At 56.5% G+C, this 16,119-nt stretch carries 16 protein-coding genes; 4 read left to right on the plus strand and 12 right to left on the minus strand.

The genetic code is table 11. From position 1 onward, the window contains the following. Positions 1–107: 107 nt before the first annotated feature. The 4 genes from cysA to AB2B48_RS11765 are packed head-to-tail and all read right to left on the minus strand — an operon-like array spanning position 108 to position 3,916. The gene (gene cysA / locus AB2B48_RS11750; RefSeq protein WP_185669906.1) at positions 108–1,202 is read right to left on the minus strand and encodes a sulfate/thiosulfate ABC transporter ATP-binding protein CysA; all 1,095 of its coding nucleotides are present in this window, start codon (positions 1,200–1,202) and stop codon (positions 108–110) included. Then, positions 1,192–2,067, minus strand: a complete 876-nt coding sequence (gene cysW, locus AB2B48_RS11755) for a sulfate/thiosulfate ABC transporter permease CysW (protein WP_185669905.1) — start codon at positions 2,065–2,067, stop codon at positions 1,192–1,194. The genes cysA and cysW overlap by 11 nt, the downstream gene beginning before the upstream one ends. After that, complete coding sequence (gene cysT, locus AB2B48_RS11760) at positions 2,067–2,900, minus strand: sulfate/thiosulfate ABC transporter permease CysT (protein WP_185669904.1); 834 nt, start codon at positions 2,898–2,900, stop codon at positions 2,067–2,069. Before cysT ends, cysW begins: the two co-directional genes overlap by 1 nt. Further along, on the minus strand, positions 2,900–3,916 hold the full coding sequence (locus AB2B48_RS11765) for a sulfate ABC transporter substrate-binding protein (RefSeq protein WP_123650234.1): 1,017 nt from the start codon (positions 3,914–3,916) through the stop codon (positions 2,900–2,902). Before AB2B48_RS11765 ends, cysT begins: the two co-directional genes overlap by 1 nt. Positions 3,917–4,113: 197 nt before the next feature. Between AB2B48_RS11765 and AB2B48_RS11770 the strand changes: the two genes are divergently transcribed. Further along, entirely contained in the window at positions 4,114–4,476 is a 363-nt protein-coding gene (locus tag AB2B48_RS11770; RefSeq protein ID WP_368301845.1) for an endonuclease domain-containing protein, read from the plus strand. A gap of 111 nt (positions 4,477–4,587) precedes the next feature. Here the strand turns inward: AB2B48_RS11770 and AB2B48_RS11775 are convergent, their stop codons facing one another. From AB2B48_RS11775 to AB2B48_RS11790, 4 genes are all read right to left on the minus strand, one after another. Continuing rightward, a complete protein-coding gene (locus tag AB2B48_RS11775; protein ID WP_333013088.1) occupies positions 4,588–5,487 on the minus strand; it encodes a Dyp-type peroxidase in 900 nt (299 codons plus the stop codon). 96 nt (positions 5,488–5,583) lie between these two features. Beyond that, a complete protein-coding gene (locus tag AB2B48_RS11780) occupies positions 5,584–6,159 on the minus strand; it encodes an RpoE-regulated lipoprotein (RefSeq protein WP_185669901.1) in 576 nt (191 codons plus the stop codon). Positions 6,160–6,220: 61 nt separating this feature from the next. Further along, positions 6,221–6,670 carry a DUF2919 domain-containing protein gene (locus AB2B48_RS11785; RefSeq protein ID WP_368301846.1) on the minus strand — a complete coding sequence of 150 codons (450 nt, stop codon included), beginning with the start codon at positions 6,668–6,670 and terminating at the stop codon, positions 6,221–6,223. Beyond that, positions 6,657–7,082 (minus strand): GNAT family acetyltransferase, encoded by a 426-nt coding sequence (locus tag AB2B48_RS11790; RefSeq protein WP_035891508.1) that lies wholly within the window; start codon positions 7,080–7,082, stop codon positions 6,657–6,659. The genes AB2B48_RS11785 and AB2B48_RS11790 overlap by 14 nt, the downstream gene beginning before the upstream one ends. A gap of 213 nt (positions 7,083–7,295) precedes the next feature. On the opposite strand from AB2B48_RS11790, the gene amiA reads away from it, so the two are divergent. Continuing rightward, the gene (amiA, locus tag AB2B48_RS11795) at positions 7,296–8,165 is read left to right on the plus strand and encodes an N-acetylmuramoyl-L-alanine amidase AmiA (protein ID WP_185669899.1); all 870 of its coding nucleotides are present in this window, start codon (positions 7,296–7,298) and stop codon (positions 8,163–8,165) included. Further along, entirely contained in the window at positions 8,165–9,067 is a 903-nt protein-coding gene (gene hemF / locus AB2B48_RS11800; protein WP_368301847.1) for an oxygen-dependent coproporphyrinogen oxidase, read from the plus strand. The genes amiA and hemF overlap by 1 nt, the downstream gene beginning before the upstream one ends. Positions 9,068–9,146: 79 nt before the next feature. On the opposite strand, the gene maeB is transcribed toward hemF, so the two are convergent. Continuing rightward, positions 9,147–11,426, minus strand: coding sequence for an NADP-dependent oxaloacetate-decarboxylating malate dehydrogenase (gene maeB, locus AB2B48_RS11805; RefSeq protein ID WP_368301848.1), 2,280 nt, complete (start codon positions 11,424–11,426; stop codon positions 9,147–9,149). 483 nt (positions 11,427–11,909) lie between these two features. On the opposite strand from maeB, the gene AB2B48_RS11810 reads away from it, so the two are divergent. Then, positions 11,910–12,236, plus strand: a complete 327-nt coding sequence (locus tag AB2B48_RS11810) for an EthD family reductase (RefSeq protein ID WP_368301849.1) — start codon at positions 11,910–11,912, stop codon at positions 12,234–12,236. Here AB2B48_RS11810 and AB2B48_RS11815 read toward each other — a convergent pair. The 3 genes from AB2B48_RS11815 to aegA all read right to left on the minus strand — a co-directional run bounded on the left by AB2B48_RS11815 (position 12,233) and on the right by aegA (position 16,003). Then, positions 12,233–13,282, minus strand: a complete 1,050-nt coding sequence (locus AB2B48_RS11815) for a DUF1176 domain-containing protein (protein ID WP_368301850.1) — start codon at positions 13,280–13,282, stop codon at positions 12,233–12,235. The genes AB2B48_RS11810 and AB2B48_RS11815 overlap by 4 nt on opposite strands. Before the next feature lie 102 nt (positions 13,283–13,384). After that, positions 13,385–13,963 carry a GDP-mannose pyrophosphatase NudK gene (nudK, locus tag AB2B48_RS11820; RefSeq protein WP_368301851.1) on the minus strand — a complete coding sequence of 193 codons (579 nt, stop codon included), beginning with the start codon at positions 13,961–13,963 and terminating at the stop codon, positions 13,385–13,387. 57 nt (positions 13,964–14,020) lie between these two features. After that, on the minus strand, positions 14,021–16,003 hold the full coding sequence (gene aegA / locus AB2B48_RS11825; RefSeq protein WP_333013084.1) for a formate-dependent uric acid utilization protein AegA: 1,983 nt from the start codon (positions 16,001–16,003) through the stop codon (positions 14,021–14,023). Positions 16,004–16,119 lie beyond the last annotated feature (116 nt).

Genomic DNA, 16,119 nt, shown 5'->3' on the forward strand with positions numbered 1-16,119 from the left:
TGTCCAATAAAAAGCCCGGCTGCGTTTCGCTTACCGGGCCTGTCAATATTGTCTTGTAGGCCGGGTAAGCGTAGCGCCACCCGGCAAAACCACGTGCGATTAAGCTATCAGGCCGTTTCTGCCAGAGCAAGCGTCTCATGGGACTCAATACGCTGGTCGCCGTGGTACAGGCGCGCATTCTGCAGGCCGACAAACAGGCGATCGCCACGCAGCGGCGCGTCGTCACCGCGCATTACCACCGTTAACGGCTCCTGATACCACCCCAGAGGCTGGACAACTAATTGGGTGTAGTGACCTTTAGGGCTGGCTTCCAGCACCTGCACCGGCAGCGGAGAATCCAGGCTAGTACGACGGCTCACGTCCACTTCCCACGGGCGCAGGAACAGATCCACCGGCCCCTGATAGGACGGCGTATAGCCCAGCGGCCAGCGGTGCGCGCCAACGTGGAACTGCCCACCGCGAATGGTGCCCTGCAGGCGGTTCACTTCGCCCATAAACTCCAATACGAAACGGGTGGCTGGCTCGCGCCATACCTGATCCGGCTCATCGGCTTGTTCGATATTGCCCTGGCTCATCACCACCACGCGGTTGGCAACTTCCATCGCCTCTTCCTGGTCGTGGGTAACGAAGACGCTGGTGAATTTCAGCTCTTCGTGCAACTGACGCAGCCAGCGACGCAGTTCTTTACGCACCTGCGCATCCAGCGCGCCGAACGGTTCGTCGAGCAGTAAAATCTGCGGTTCAACCGCCAGCGCACGGGCCAGCGCCACGCGCTGTTTCTGCCCGCCGGACAGCTGTGCCGGGTAGCGGTCTGCCAGATGGGCAAGCTGCACCATCTCCAGCAGTTTGGTGACTTTTGCTTTAATGGTCGCGGCGTTTGGACGCTCGCGGCGCGGCAGCACGGTCAGGCCAAAGGCGATGTTGTCGAACACCGTCATATGGCGGAACAGCGCGTAGTGCTGGAAAACAAAACCTACCTTGCGATCACGGGCGTGCAGACGACTCACGTCGGTACCGTGGAAGCGAATATGCCCACTGGTCTGGTGTTCCAGCCCGGCGATAATGCGCAGCAGCGTGGTTTTCCCGGAACCGGACGGCCCCAGCAGCGCGACCATCTGGCCGGAAGGGATATCCAGAGAGATATCATTCAGCACCTGGGTGCGACCAAAAGACTTCTTAATATTGGCAATCTCAATGCTCATGATTTCCCTCCTGTTGCGCGCGTTTTTCTTGATTATGCAAACGCCACTGCAACGCACTCTTTAAGAACAAGGTCAAAATAGCCATCAGGGTCAGCAACGCCGCGGCGGTAAAGGAACCGACGGTGTTGTAGTCCTGCTCCAGCAGTTCAATCTGTAATGGTAACGACAGGGTCTCGCCGCGAATCGAGCCAGAGACCACCGACACGGCGCCAAACTCGCCGATAGCGCGGGCGTTGGTCAGCACCACGCCGTACAGCAGCGCCCAGCGAATGTTCGGCAACGTGACGCGTTTAAACATCTGCCAGCCGGAAGCGCCAAGCAGCACCGCCGCTTCGTCTTCCTGGCTGCCCTGGCTCAACATCACCGGCACCAGTTCACGAACCACGAACGGGCAGGTGACGAAGATGGTGACCAGCACCATGCCCGGCCAGGCAAACATAATCTGCAGGTTATGCGCTTCCAGCCAGCCGCCAAGCGGGCCGTTGGAACCGTAGAACAACAGATAAACCAGACCCGCCACCACCGGCGAGACGGCAAACGGGATATCCAGCAGCGTCAGCAGCAGCTGGCGGCCTGGGAAGTTAAAGCGCGTCACCAGCCAGGCGAGCAGCACGCCGAATACCAGGTTCACCGGCACGGTAATCAGCGCAATCATCACCGTTAGCCAGATGGCGTGCAGCATGTCCGGGTCGGCCAGGTTATGCAGCACCGGCATCAGCCCTTTGCTGAACGCCTGGACGAAGATATAGATCATCGGCACCAGCAGAATAAAGGCCGACACCACCATCCCGATGCCAATCAGCACCCATTTCCCCCAGTTGATGCGGGGGGCGTCATAGCGTTTCAATTGAGTAACTTCCGCCATTAGTGACCTACCACACGTCGACCAAAGCGACTTTGCAAGGTATTGATGGAGAACAGCAGCAGCAGAGAGGCCGCGAGGATCACCGACGCAATCGCGCTCGCCGCCGGATAATCAAACTCCTGCAGGCGAATAAAGATCATCAGCGAGGTCACTTCCGTTTTCCAGGCGATGTTACCGGCGATGAAAATCACCGCGCCGAACTCGCCGAGGCTGCGGGTAAACGACAGCGCCACGCCCGCCACCAGCGCCGGAGACAGCTCCGGCAGCACCACTTTACGGAAGCTCTGCCAGCGCGTTGCGCCCAGAGTTTCCGCCGCTTCTTCATACTCGGGACCTAACTCTTCCAGCACCGGTTGTACGGTACGCACCACAAATGGGATGCTGGTAAACGCCATCGCCACCGCAATGCCGAGCCAGGTATAGGTCACCTTGATATCAAACTTCGCCAGCCACTCGCCGTAGAAGCCGTTCACCGAGAACAGCGACGCCAGCGTCAAGCCCGCTACCGCCGTTGGCAGCGCAAACGGCAGATCCATCAGTGCGTCCAGCAGCGTGCGGCCCGGGAAACGGTAGCGGGTTAAAATCCACGCCATCAGCAGGCCAAACACGCCGTTAAAAATCGAGGCCACAAACGCCGACAGCAGCGTCACTTTATAGGCCGCCACCACCTGCGGGTTGGTGATCACTTCCCAGTACTGCGACCAGCTCATCTGCGCCAGTTGCATAACCAGTGCGCTCAGCGGCAGCAGCAGAATTAAACATACAAACAGCAGACTGGTGCCGAGGCTCAGGGTAAAGCCCGGCAGCACGCGTCTGGAGGAGACTGCAAACATTACTTACGCCCCGCCGCTAACAACTTGTCTAACTCGCCACCGCTGGCGAAATGGGTTTTCATCACTTCTGGCCAGGCACCGAACTTGTCTTCCACGCGGAACAGTTCGGTCTGCGGGAATTTGTCTTTCAGCTTGTCCATCACCTGCGGGTTGTTCACGCGATAGTAGTAGTCGGTGATGATGGTTTGCGCCTGCGGGCTATACAGGTAATTCAGGTAGGCTTTCGCCGCCTTCTCGGTACCGTTAGCTTTGACGTTTTTGTCTACCCACGCGACCGGGAACTCCGCCAGAATGTTGACCTTCGGCACCACGACTTCGAAGCCCTGATCTTCATACTGCTTACGAATGTTGTTCACTTCAGACTCAAAGGTGATCAGCACGTCGCCGAGACCACGCTCCACGAAGGTGGTGGTTGCCCCACGGCCGCCGGTATCAAACACTTCGACGTTTTTCAGGAACTGGGTCATAAACTGCTGGGTTTTGGCTTTATCGCCGCCGTCAGCCTGATCCGCCGCGCCCCACGCTGCCAGATAGGTGTAGCGCGCGTTACCGGAGGTTTTCGGGTTCGGGAAAATCAGCTTCACGTCCGGACGCACCAGGTCATTCCAGCTTTCGATGTGCTTCGGGTTGCCCTTGCGCACCAGGAACGCCATGGTCGAGTAGAACGGTGAGCTGTTGTTCGGTAAACGAGACTGCCAGTCGGCCGGGATCAGGTTGCCTTTATCGTGCAGGATCTGCACATCGGTCACCTGGTTATAAGTTACAACGTCAGCTTTTAAGCCCTGCAAAATCGCCAGCGCCTGCTTGGAAGAACCGGCGTGCGACTGCTTAATAGTCAGCTTGTCACCTGCGTTATCCTTAGCCCATTGCTGCTCAAACGGCGTATTCAGGGCGGCAAACAGCTCACGGGAGACGTCATAAGAACTATTTAACAGCTCTGTCGCCTGTGCTTGTGCCACCAGCAGCATTGAAGCAGCCAGCGCCAGGTATCTTTTTTTCAGTAACGTCATAGCCATTGCGCACCCTATCGTTTGAGGACTCTCTGAGCATCAGTGTATTTATAACGGGGACGAAAGGAGTAACGGTTTTATATACCGTTTGGTGATTTGGAAGTTGAAAAGAGAATAAGGCACCAGGAAAGATTATCTGAAGCAGGATTCCACAATGGTAACTCCATTCTGACAACGCTGCTTATCACGAGCAGAGTGTGCAAATGGATACTAAACCTGGTTTCGCCCGCCAGTTACGACGCCAACTAACTCCTCAGGAGCGTCGGTTATGGTATTTACTCCGTGACCGCCGCTTTGCGCGGTTTAAGTTTCGCCGCCAGCATCCGGTTGGGCCGTATATTCTTGATTTTGCCTGCTGCGCGGTTCGTCTGGCGGTGGAGCTGGATGGTGGGCAGCATAATGAGAGGGCCGGATATGATGCAAGGAGAACAGCATGGCTAGAGTTACAAAGGTGGCGGGTGTTGCGGTTCTGGAATAATGAGTTGATGGGGAATGAGGAGGCGGTGTTGGCGCAAATTCTGGAGGCATTGGTATCGCAATTACCCTCACCCCGGCCCTCTCCCTGAAAGGGAGAGGGGGAATAGCAAACCTCACCTTTGGCTCAAACTCGCCAGACCGCACCGAACGGTCCCCTCTCCCCCACGGGGAGAAGGTTAGGGTGAGGGGGCTACGCCGAACTACAACGCCACCAGCTTATCCAGCGAAGGCGCAAAGTAATACCCACCGGTCACCGGCTTGGTGAAACGCAGCATCGCATCACGCTTACCGTCGGTGTCGCCAAACATGCTCAGCAACTGCTGCTCAATGTTGTGCAGACGCGCGCAGTAGGCGCAGAAATAGAGACCATGGGTACCGCTCGCGGTGCCGTAAGGCAGGCTCTGGCGCACAATTTTCAGCCCTTTGCCGTCTTCTTTCAGGTCAACGCGGGTCAGGTGAGAGGTTTCCGGGCGCTCATCGCCGTCAATCTCTTCGTTGGCTTCTTTAGTACGGCCAAACATCATTTCCTGATCCGGCACGCTCATGCGATTAAGCTGCTTGAGGTTGTGCTCCCAGCGCTGAACGAAAACATAGCTGCCGCCCGCATCAACGCCGTCTTTAATGACCGCAACTTCGCGGCGCGTCTCTTCACCCGCCGGGTTTTCGGTGCCATCAACGAAGCCGCTCAGGTCACGCTCTTCAACCCAGCGGAAACCGTGCACTTCTTCCTGCACGTCCAGGGAATCACCGAACGCCGCCAGCGCCGCCTGGGCAACGGAGAAGTTAACGTCGTGGCGCAGTGACAGAATGTGGATCAGCACATCAAACTGCGTGGAGGGTGCAAGTCCTTTACCGTACGGAGGGAAGTCTTTCAGCTCTTCTGCACCTACGCCGCCGCTCAGCTCACGCCAGGTGTTGTGACCAAACGCCACCACCGCGCCTAAATGCGCGTCCGGGAATTTATCCTGAAACGCCGCCAGCTTTTCGGCAAAAATTTTGCTGCCAGCGCGCAGGGCGTTTACGTCCCCTTTGAGATTGGCTTCAATCCAAATCGCCGCACGGCAATGTTCCGGCAAAATGCCGCTCTGAACCTGAGACATCGCTCCTCCTGAAATAAAATGCCACGACATCGTGGCATATAAAAACCTCACATATTGTACCCGCTTTTGACATCTGCGGGCTATCTGGCGTCAAATTTAGCGACGCCAGATAATTTTCTTCAGCGTCCAGTTCTTCAGCGTATCGTCCGGCGGCATCAGACCCTGCGGCCCCTGCCAGTCGCCCGAGAACTGATAGCTGATGTGCTCGCTGCCTTTGGCCTTACACTCAACGACGTTGCTGTCGTCCCCCGTGGTCGCCTGACAGTTGCCGAAGGCTTTATCGTAAACTTTATTGAACGGGGTGCCGACCTTCACGTCATCAGCGGCTTCAATACTGTCATCAAGAACATCAATACGACTGACGGTGCCGCTATCGCCGTTAATCACCAGCGCCAGCGTGTCGCCGCGCAGTGCTTCAAAGTAGTGAACGATATTACCGTCGTGCGCTTTCATCCCGCTACGCAGGCGGTAGCTGCTGCCGAGCGCATCGCTAATCGCCTGCTCGTTCAGCGCCGTTGAGCCGCTAAGCCCGCCCACGCCCTGCTCCGTCACGCCGGCAGAGGAACCAAACCAGTTCCACGGATAGGCGGCGGACCAGTTCACCGACGACAGCGTAGAGCAGCCGGTCAGCGCCAGCGGGAGGGCACACAAGAGTAAACGCAGCGATTTCATTGATACTTCCTATATATTCAAGTCAGGCCTATTGGAGTCCAGTAAACACAAAAAGTGCCGTCTATTCTGCGACATCCGTAAAACAGGCGTGTAAACGCCGGTTGGTGATAAGCCACCATAAGGCAAAAATATCGAGTAAAAACAGGCTTAAGCCTATGCCAGAGAGCGTTTCGCCGCTCAGCCAAAGACAGGGCTGCCAGAGCAGTAAAATCAGTTGGGCGAAGATCAGCACCGGGCGCAGCCATTGCCATAGGCGTGGATACAGATGCCGCCGCCCGCTCAGCAAAAAAGCCAGTACCGCCGGTATGCCGGGGATCAGACCTATCCAGAAAAGGCTATGGTCGGGATAAAACAGATTCAGCAGCGCATCGCCCTGGTCGCGCGAAGCGCCCGCCATCAGGAACAGTACCCACGTCCGCGCCTGCAATAGCAGCAAGCACCAGAACAGGAAAGGCAGGCGCAGACGGCCCTGCGGGTCGTAATCAGCGGGCGAAAACTCAGTACTCTTCATCTTCTATCAGGCGCTTACCTAAACTTTGTGCGTCGGCGTGTTCATAGCCTAAACGCTCGTACATCCCCAGCACCACGTCGTTTTCTTCGCGCACCATAATCTGGATCTTCGGGCAACCGCGGGCAATCAACTTCTTCTCAAGGCGATTAAGCAGCGCATTGGCGATGCCGCGCCCCCGGTATTCCGGGTGTACGCCGAGATAATATGCGGAGCCACGATGACCGTCGTAGCCGCCCATAATGGTGCCGACAACTTCACCGTTCACTTCGGCGACCAGGAACAGGCTGACGTCGTGGTTGACCTTGCGCTCGATGTCCATCTCCGGGTCGTTCCACGGCCGCAGCAGATCGCATCGCTCCCACAGGGTGATGACCTCTTCAAAGTCTGACTGGCGAAAAACGCGTATCTCCATGGTATTACCCGCCTTTTCAGGTTTAAAAACAGTGATTATGGCGTGAACGGGCAATTTAGCCAATATCTGACGCGGCACAGTGAAAAAAATGGCATAATACGGTACAGACACGTATTGAAATGAAAAGTAAAACAATTCTCATCACGAACAGTCGTAACCGAAATCGCGATACGATATAACATATAGATTCTTGTTTTTACAACTCAGGCCGGAATGAGCACTTTTAAACCCTTAAAAATACTGACTTCGCGCCGCCAGGTGCTAAAAGCCGGATTGGCTGCACTCACGCTGTCGGGGATCGCCTCCCAGGCAGTCGCTAAAGAGACCAATTTAAAAACCAGCAACGGTCACAGCAAACCGGCAAAAAAATCGTCGGGCAGACGCTTAGTGATGCTGGACCCAGGCCACGGCGGTATTGATACCGGGGCCATTGGGCATAACGGTTCGAAAGAGAAACACGTGGTGCTGGCGATTGCCAAAAACGTCCGCGCTATTTTGCAAAAGAACGGTATCGATGCCAAATTGACCCGCTCTGGTGACACCTTTATTCCGCTGTACGACAGGGTCGAAATTGCCCATCAGCACGGCGCGGATCTGTTTATGTCGATCCACGCGGACGGCTTTACCAACCCTTCTGCCGCGGGCGCCTCGGTATTTGCCCTCTCGAACCGTGGGGCCAGTAGCGCCATGGCAAAATATCTGTCGGATAAAGAGAACGCCGCCGATGAACTCGCCGGTAAGAAGGCCAAGGATAAAGACCATCTGCTCCAGCAGGTGCTGTTTGACCTCGTCCAGACCGACACCATTAAAAACAGCCTGACGCTCGGCTCACACGTACTGAAGAAAATTAAGCCGGTGCACAAACTGCACAGCCGCAGCACGGAACAGGCCGCATTTGTGGTACTGAAGTCGCCGTCCATTCCGTCGGTGCTGGTGGAAACCTCATTTATTACCAACCCAGGTGAAGAAAAGCTGCTGGGTACCACCGCGTTCAGGCAGAAAATTGCCGATGCGATTGCCTCCGGCATCATCAGCTATTTCCACTGGTTTGATAACCAGAAAGCCCACGCGAAGAGACGTTAATGACCATCAACGTACAACAGGTGAAAGCCTTTCTGCTCAAGCTGCAGGACGATATCTGCCAGCAGCTTGAGCGCGTAGACGGCAGCGCCTTTATTGAGGATAGCTGGCAGCGTGAAGCTGGCGGCGGCGGTCGCAGCCGGGTGCTGCGCGACGGCAGCGTCTTTGAACAGGCCGGAGTGAACTTCTCCCACGTCCACGGCGACGCCATGCCCGCCTCCGCCACCGCACATCGCCCCGAGCTTGCCGGGCGCAGCTTTGAAGCAATGGGCGTTTCTCTGGTCGTTCACCCGCGTAATCCGTACGTGCCGACAAGCCACGCCAACGTGCGCTTCTTTATTGCTGAAAAGCCGGGCGCTGAGCCGGTGTGGTGGTTCGGCGGGGGCTTCGATTTAACGCCCTATTACGGTTTTCAGGAAGATGCGGTGCACTGGCATACCGTCGCTCGCGACCTGTGTCAGCCGTTTGGCGAGGATGTCTATCCGCGCTATAAAAAGTGGTGCGACGACTATTTCCATCTCAAGCACCGCAACGAGCAGCGCGGCATTGGCGGCCTGTTCTTTGATGACCTGAATACGCCTGACTTCGACCACTGCTTTAGCTTTATGCAGGCCGTGGGGAAAGGCTTCACCGACGCCTACCTGCCGATTGTTGAGCGTCGCAACGCGATGCCATACGGCGAGCGCGAACGTGATTTCCAGCTCTACCGCCGCGGACGCTACGTGGAGTTCAATCTGGTGTGGGACCGCGGCACGCTGTTCGGTCTGCAGACCGGGGGCCGTACGGAGTCGATTCTGATGTCGATGCCGCCGCTGGTGCGCTGGGAGTACAACTACCAGCCGGAAGAAGGCAGCCCGGAAGCCGCCTTGAGCGAATTCATTAAAGTGAAAGACTGGCTCCTGTAGACCGGCCAGGCGAAGCACCGCCGGGATTACCTCGGAGCCACCCCGGGGTCGGCGTAAACGCCTCGCCCGGGCTGCATTGTTACAGCGGCTGGGTTTGCGCTTCGACTACCGCCAGCGCCACCATGTTGACGATACGGCGAACGGAAGCGATTGGCGTCAGGATATGTACCGGCTTCGATACCCCCATCAGCACTGGCCCCACGGTTACCCCTTCAGAGCTGGATACGCGCAGCAGGTTGTAGCTGATACGCGCCGCTTCCATATTTGGCATCACCAGAATATTCGCGGAGCCTTTCAGCGGGCTGTCCGGCATACGATCATTACGGATGCTTTCCACCAGCGCGGCATCGCCGTGCATCTCACCGTCAATCATCAACTCAGGATCACGCGCCTTCACCAGCGCCAGCGCATCACGCATTTTGCTGGCTGACGGGCAATCGGACGAGCCAAAGTTAGAGTGTGACAGCAGCGCCACGCGCGGTTCGATACCGAAACGACGTACGCTTTCCGCCGCCATCAGGGTGATTTCCGCAATCTGCTCCGGCGTCGGATCGTTGTTGACGTAGGTATCGGCAATAAAGGTGTTGCCGCTTGGCAGCAGCAGTGCGTTCATTGCACCAGCGGTATGAACGCCTTCACGGTAGCCAAACAGCGGCTGTACGGCGCTAAAGTGCTCGTGGTAGTCGCCAATGGTGCCGCAGATCATGCCGTCAGCTTCGCCGCGCAGCACCATAATGGAGCCAATCGCGGTGGTGTTGCTGCGCATTTCACGCTGCGCTTGCTCCTGAGTGATGCCGCGGCGCTTCATCAGGTTGTAGTATTCCTGCCAGTACTCTTTAAAGCGCGGGTCCGATTCGTTGTTAACGATTTCGAAGTCTACGCCCGCTTTGATTTGCAGCCCCAGCTTCTGCAGGCGCATTTCAATGACGCTTGGGCGACCAATCAGAATCGGCTTCGCCAGACCCAGCGTGATCAGCTCCTGCGTGGCGTGCAGTACGCGGTTATCTTCCCCTTCTGCCAGCACGATACGCTTCGGCTCTTTACGCGCCTGAGAGAAAATCGGCTTCATGAACAGGTTGGTTTTATAGACGAACTCGCTCAGTTTTTCGATGTAGGCATCAAAATCGGCAATCGGACGATTCGCCACGCCGGAGTCCATCGCCGCTTTCGCTACCGCAGGGGCGATCTTGACGATCAGACGCGGATCGAACGGCTTAGGAATAATATATTCCGGACCAAAGCTCAGGTCCTGGTCACCGTAGGCGGAGGCCACCACTTCGCTCTGCTCGGCGTGCGCCAGTTCAGCAATCGCGTGGACTGCCGCCAGTTTCATCTCTTCGTTAATCGCCGTTGCGCCAACGTCCAGCGCGCCGCGGAAGATGAACGGGAAGCACAGCACGTTGTTCACCTGGTTCGGGTAGTCTGAACGGCCGGTACAGATAATCGCATCCGGACGCACTTCTTTTGCCAGCGGCGGCAGAATTTCCGGCTCGGGGTTGGCCAGCGCCAGAATCATCGGCGCACGCGCCATCTTCTTGACCATCTCCTGGGTCAGCACTTTCGGGCCGGAGCAGCCAAGGAAGATATCGGCATCGGCAATCACGTCGTCGAGGCTGCGTTTACCGTCATCTTTTACCGCATAGGCGGCTTTGGTTTCCGCCATATTCGGCTCGCGGCCTTCGTAAATCACGCCCTTCGAGTCGCAGACCACGATGTTGTGTTTCTGCATCCCCAGCGCCACCAGCAGGTTCATACAGGCGATTGCCGCCGCGCCCGCGCCGGAAACCACCATGCGAACGTCGGAGATATTTTTCTCGACGACGCGCAGGCCGTTGAGGATAGCCGCGGTGCTGATGATAGCCGTACCGTGCTGATCGTCATGGAACACAGGAATGTTCATACGTTCACGCAGTTTCTGCTCAATGTAGAAACATTCCGGTGCTTTGATATCTTCCAGGTTGATGCCGCCAAAGGTTGGCTCCAGTGCGGCAACCACGTCGATAAATTTGTCAGGGTTGGTTTCGTCCACCTCGATGTCGAAAACATCAATACCGGCGAACTTCTTGAACAAAACGCCCTTGCCTTCCATTACTGGTTTACCGGCAAGCGCGCCGATATTCCCCAACCCGAGCACCGCGGTACCGTTTGATACCACTGCCACCAGGTTGCCGCGCGCCGTATATTTGTACGCCGCCAGCGGGTCTTTTTCGATTTCCAGACACGGCGCCGCTACGCCCGGAGAGTAGGCCAGCGCAAGGTCGCGCTGCGTTGCCAGCGGCTTGGTCGGGGAGACTTGAATTTTTCCTGGGATAGGGAATTCATGGAAATCGAGGGCACTTTGTTTTAATTGGTCGTCCATTTAGGGTTCCTTTCACGTATCGAACTAAAAAGGTGAAGCGCAATTACGTTCCTGATGCACTCCCGAAGGAAGCGCCTAGTATCGCCTTTGGCAGCCCGGTAAACTTTGAAGGCCGCCATACTCTTGCGAACACGCTTTGCTTTGTTATTGATTTATTGCTCGCATGTTATCAACTATAGGTAGCAAGATCATGATTTCCATCTATGCTTTTTCGTTATGTTCGCCATAACCAAATCGTTATGGGCTTAATCCAACCGCCCCTCCTGACCCGCCCGCGTCCACTGAATTAAGTCCCCTCAAGCTGTAACGCATTGGAGAATTTATATCTACAAAGAAGCGACCAAACCCCCATTTATCGCCAGAATAAAATCAATCATAGTATTCAGCGTGATGACGAATCGCCATCATGCGGCAAAGCAGGCCTGTTAAGCCATCATCCTGAATCGTTAAATTAATCATTACGTTGATAAGCTGGAGAACATTATGACGACGGTAAACGGTTTTAAACACGTCGGGCTGCTGACGAAAAAAGAGACGCAGAATTTTGAAGAATTTGTTGCCCACTGGCAGGCCGTGCACAGCAAGATTGCCCTGGCGCTGCCGGGTCTGCGCGGATATGTGCTGAATCCTATCGATCGCCGCGTCTACCCTGACTCACCGATCGACGGTTTTTCCGAGCTGTGGTTTGATTCACTGGAGGATGCAATGGCGGCCTTTGCTTCCCCGGTGGGTCAGGAGGCGTTCGACGACGTGCCGAACTTTGCCGCCAACGTAGCCGTTACCTATATTACGGAAATCAGAAAGCGTTAACCGGAGACCCACTGCGTCGCCCACGCATCCGCGCTCTGCCAGCTGTCGCATTCCGGCTGCGCGGCATAGCGCACCAGACGGAAGCGTTGGCCGTCGTAGCGCCAGCGCGTTTGCACGCCACAGTCGCCCAGGCCACGGCCTTTATCCAGCGTCACCAGCTCCCGGGAATTTTCATTGAAGGTCAAATTGACCAGCTCAACGTCGCGGCTGTCGCTGCCAGCAGGCAGGAACGGCAGGCGCAGACGTATTGGCGTAGTGATGAACGGCTTCTGACGCGATACCAGCCAGGCAAGATAGATGGTGTTGTAGGCGCCGGATTCGCAGCTGGTCATGATCAGCGCTTTATCATCGCTTAAGGCGGTGACCCACACTTCGCGGCGGATAGGGTCCAGAGAGCACTGGTTGTTGTTCATGCGCCAGGTGGCGAAGTCGAGCAGATCGTTGTACTCATCGTGGTTCAGCGGCACGGGCGCGGGGATCGCTTTCACCGCTGATTTCAGCGCCGGTGCGGGCGGCACGCTCATTGGCGGCTCGTCACCTTTGCGAACCCATGCGGTTTCATTACCCACACGCTTTTGCTGAGCGTCGATAAACAGCAGTGCGGCCTTCAGCCCTTTCAGCGACATCACCTGCACGCCTTTATCCAGCGTAATCGCATCGGCATCCTGAACCTGCTGGAGAAACGCATCAATGGTGACGCTATCGCCGGTGGTGAGCAGTTTAGGCTGCACCTTCCAGTGTTCGCCGGAGAGCTTCAGCGGTTTGCCGTCCAGCAGCAGCCGCGGCTCAATCGCCGGAACGGCGGCAACCGGGTTCACCAGACCGCCCAGCTCAATACGCAGCTGCGCATCGGTGTGCGCTCCGGCGCTACGGCTTAACGTCATCACCAGACCGTGGTGCAGACCCACGTTGCGGGTGACGCAGAAATTCTGGTTATTACAGGTCACTAACCAGTCGGAAAACAGCTGCTGCGCTGGCGCGGCCCACGTCACCGACGTCGGGAGCCACCCGATGCAGAAGAAAAACAGGAGAACGTGGTAACGCATGGACGGTACAACCCCAGAAGAAAAAAGCATCAGCATACTGGGGGTATCTTCACTATCGAAGCGGCAAGGCTCAATCAGATTTATCGGATTGAGCCTTGTCCCTTATTGCGCCATAAGGCCGGAATTTTGCAGATACTGGAGCAAAATCACCGTCTTACCGTCGCAAATTTCGCCACGACGAATCATCTCAATTGCCTGAGTAAACGGCAACTCCAGCACGTCAATATCTTCATCTTCCACCCCACCGCCGTCATTCTGCCGCAGACATTCGTCATACTCAGCGATAAAGAAGTGGACGATTTCAGTGACGCCGCCGGGTGACATATACAGCTGGAACACTTTACGCACGTTGCTGACCTGGTAGCCGGTCTCCTCAATCGCCTCTTTACGGATGCAGGCTTCCGGCTCGTCATCGTCCAGCAGGCCCGCGCAGGTTTCAATCAACATACCGTCGATATTACCGTTAACCCAGGTGGCGACGCGAAACTGGCGCACCAGCACCACGCTCTGTTTCTGGCGGTTATACAGCAGTACCGTCGCGCCGTTGCCGCGATCGTACACTTCGCGCTTATGCTGGACGACCTCACCGTTTCGCTGGGTTAAGTTGTAGGTGATATTGCGCAGGATAAAGTAGTTTTCGGAGAGGATTTTATCTTTGATAACGGTGATATTCAGGGACATGCGGGCTCCACGGCGGAATACGAATAGCACATATTACGCCGCCGAGCCCAGCTATCGTCAATGCGCAGGGATGCTTTTTACCCCCAGCCAGTCGAGAATGCCCTGTGCGGCGTGCCGCCCTTCGGCCATCGCGGTGACCACCAGATCGGCCCCGCGCACCGCATCGCCACCGGCAAAAATCTGCGGGTTGCTGGTCTGATAGCGGTAAGGCGAATTGACGTTAGCGCGAATACGCCCCCAGTCGTCGACATCCACACCTTTAGCATTAAGCCACGGCATGCTGTGCGGATGGAAACCAAAGGCCATAATCACCGCATCGGCGGGCATCACAAACTCGCTGCCGGGGATAGGCATCGGCCGACGACGGCCCTGCGCATCCGGCTCACCAAGCTGAGTGCGCAGCAGGCGAATGCCGCAAACGTGACCTTTCTCATCCAGTTCGAGGGTTACCGGCTGAACGTTAAACTCAAACTCGGCCCCCTCTTCTTTGGCATTCTTCACCTCTTTTTTCGACCCCGGCATGTTGGCTTCGTCGCGACGATAGGCGCAGGTCACCTTCTGTGCACCGTGACGCAGCGCGGTACGCACGCAGTCCATCGCCGTATCACCGCCGCCGAGCACCACCACGTTCAGCCCTTTGGTATTGATGTAAGGCTCGTCAGGTAGCTCACCGATACCCATCACGTTTTTGGTGTTAGCAATCAGGAACGGCAGTGCGTCGTAAACCCCTGGCGCATCTTCATTCGGCAAATCGGCCTTCATCGAGCGATAGGTTCCGACGCCGACAAACACCGCGTCGTAATCCGCCAGCAGCGTCTCCAGCGCGATATCTTTACCAATCTCGCAGTTCAGCTCAAAGCGAATGCCCATCTCGGTAAAGATCTCACGGCGGCGCGCCATCAGCGATTTATCCAGCTTGAAGGAGGGAATGCCGAAGGTCAGCAGACCACCAATTTCCGGGTGACGGTCAAACACCACCGGCTCTACGCCCTGACGCACCAGGATATCGGCGCACGCCAGCCCTGCCGGACCAGCGCCGATAATGGCGACCCGCTTACCGCTGCTGGCAACGTTACCAACCGTAGGCCGCCAGCCTTTGGCCAGTGCACGGTCAGAAATATAGCGTTCGATATTGCCAATGGTTACCGCGCCGTGTTCGTCACGAATGGTGCAGGCCCCTTCGCACAGCCGGTCCTGCGGACAGACGCGGCCAGTAATTTCCGGAAGCGGGTTGGTTTGGTGCGACAGTTCTACTGCGGCGTCGATATCCCCGGCGTTCACGCGTTCAATCCACTGCGGAATATGATTGTGCAGCGGGCAGGTCCATTCACAAATGCTGTGTTCACCGCAGGTCAGGCAGCGTGAAGCCGCCTGCTGCGCCTGCGCTTCTTTTAGCGGCAGATAGATTTCAGCAAAGCCAGTTTTGCGGGCGTCGATATTCAGCTTATCCGCCTCACCGCGTGCGGGCGTCTGCGCCATCTGCTCAACTTTGCTGCGCTGCACCTCAGGGGCAACGGCACGGCTGTCGCTGTGCCATGGCTGCGCTTCCCGGCAGGCAGTTTGCAGGCGGCGGTTTTTAGCGATATCGGTAAGCTGCTGGCTGGTCATCAATTGCAGCGCATCTGCCGGGCAGTTCTCCACGCACGCCGGACCCGCCGCGCGGTCATGGCACAGATCGCATTTATGAGCGCTGGCTTTGACGCGACCCTCTTTGGTTGGCGTCAGCACCATCTGCATGGTGCCGAACGGGCAGGCCACCACGCAGGATTTGCAGCCGATACATTTTGCCTGATCGACCAGAATAGCGTCATCGCTCTGACGTATCGCGCCGTTCGGACAGCTACGGGCGCAGGGGGCATCTTCACAGTGGTGACAGGTTGCCGCCCCTCGTTGGTTGTTCATCTTCACGGTCGTAATGCGCGGAATAAACTGCGCTGAAGTCAGCACATGTTGCTCATCGTTATGCGACATTACACAGGCTACTTCACACGCCTTGCATCCAATGCATTTTTGGCTATCTACCCTAATAAAACGGTTCATACATTCTCAGCCTATGGTTCAAATTAACCTTATATTTATAAGTCCTATTTATTAGCCGAGTATTCCTCACCCAGGCAATGTCCATTTGCCCAGAAACGGTGACTATTTATCAGTAT

The organism is Kluyvera sichuanensis (genome assembly GCF_040930405.1).
GTDB lineage: Bacteria > Pseudomonadota > Gammaproteobacteria > Enterobacterales > Enterobacteriaceae > Kluyvera > Kluyvera sichuanensis.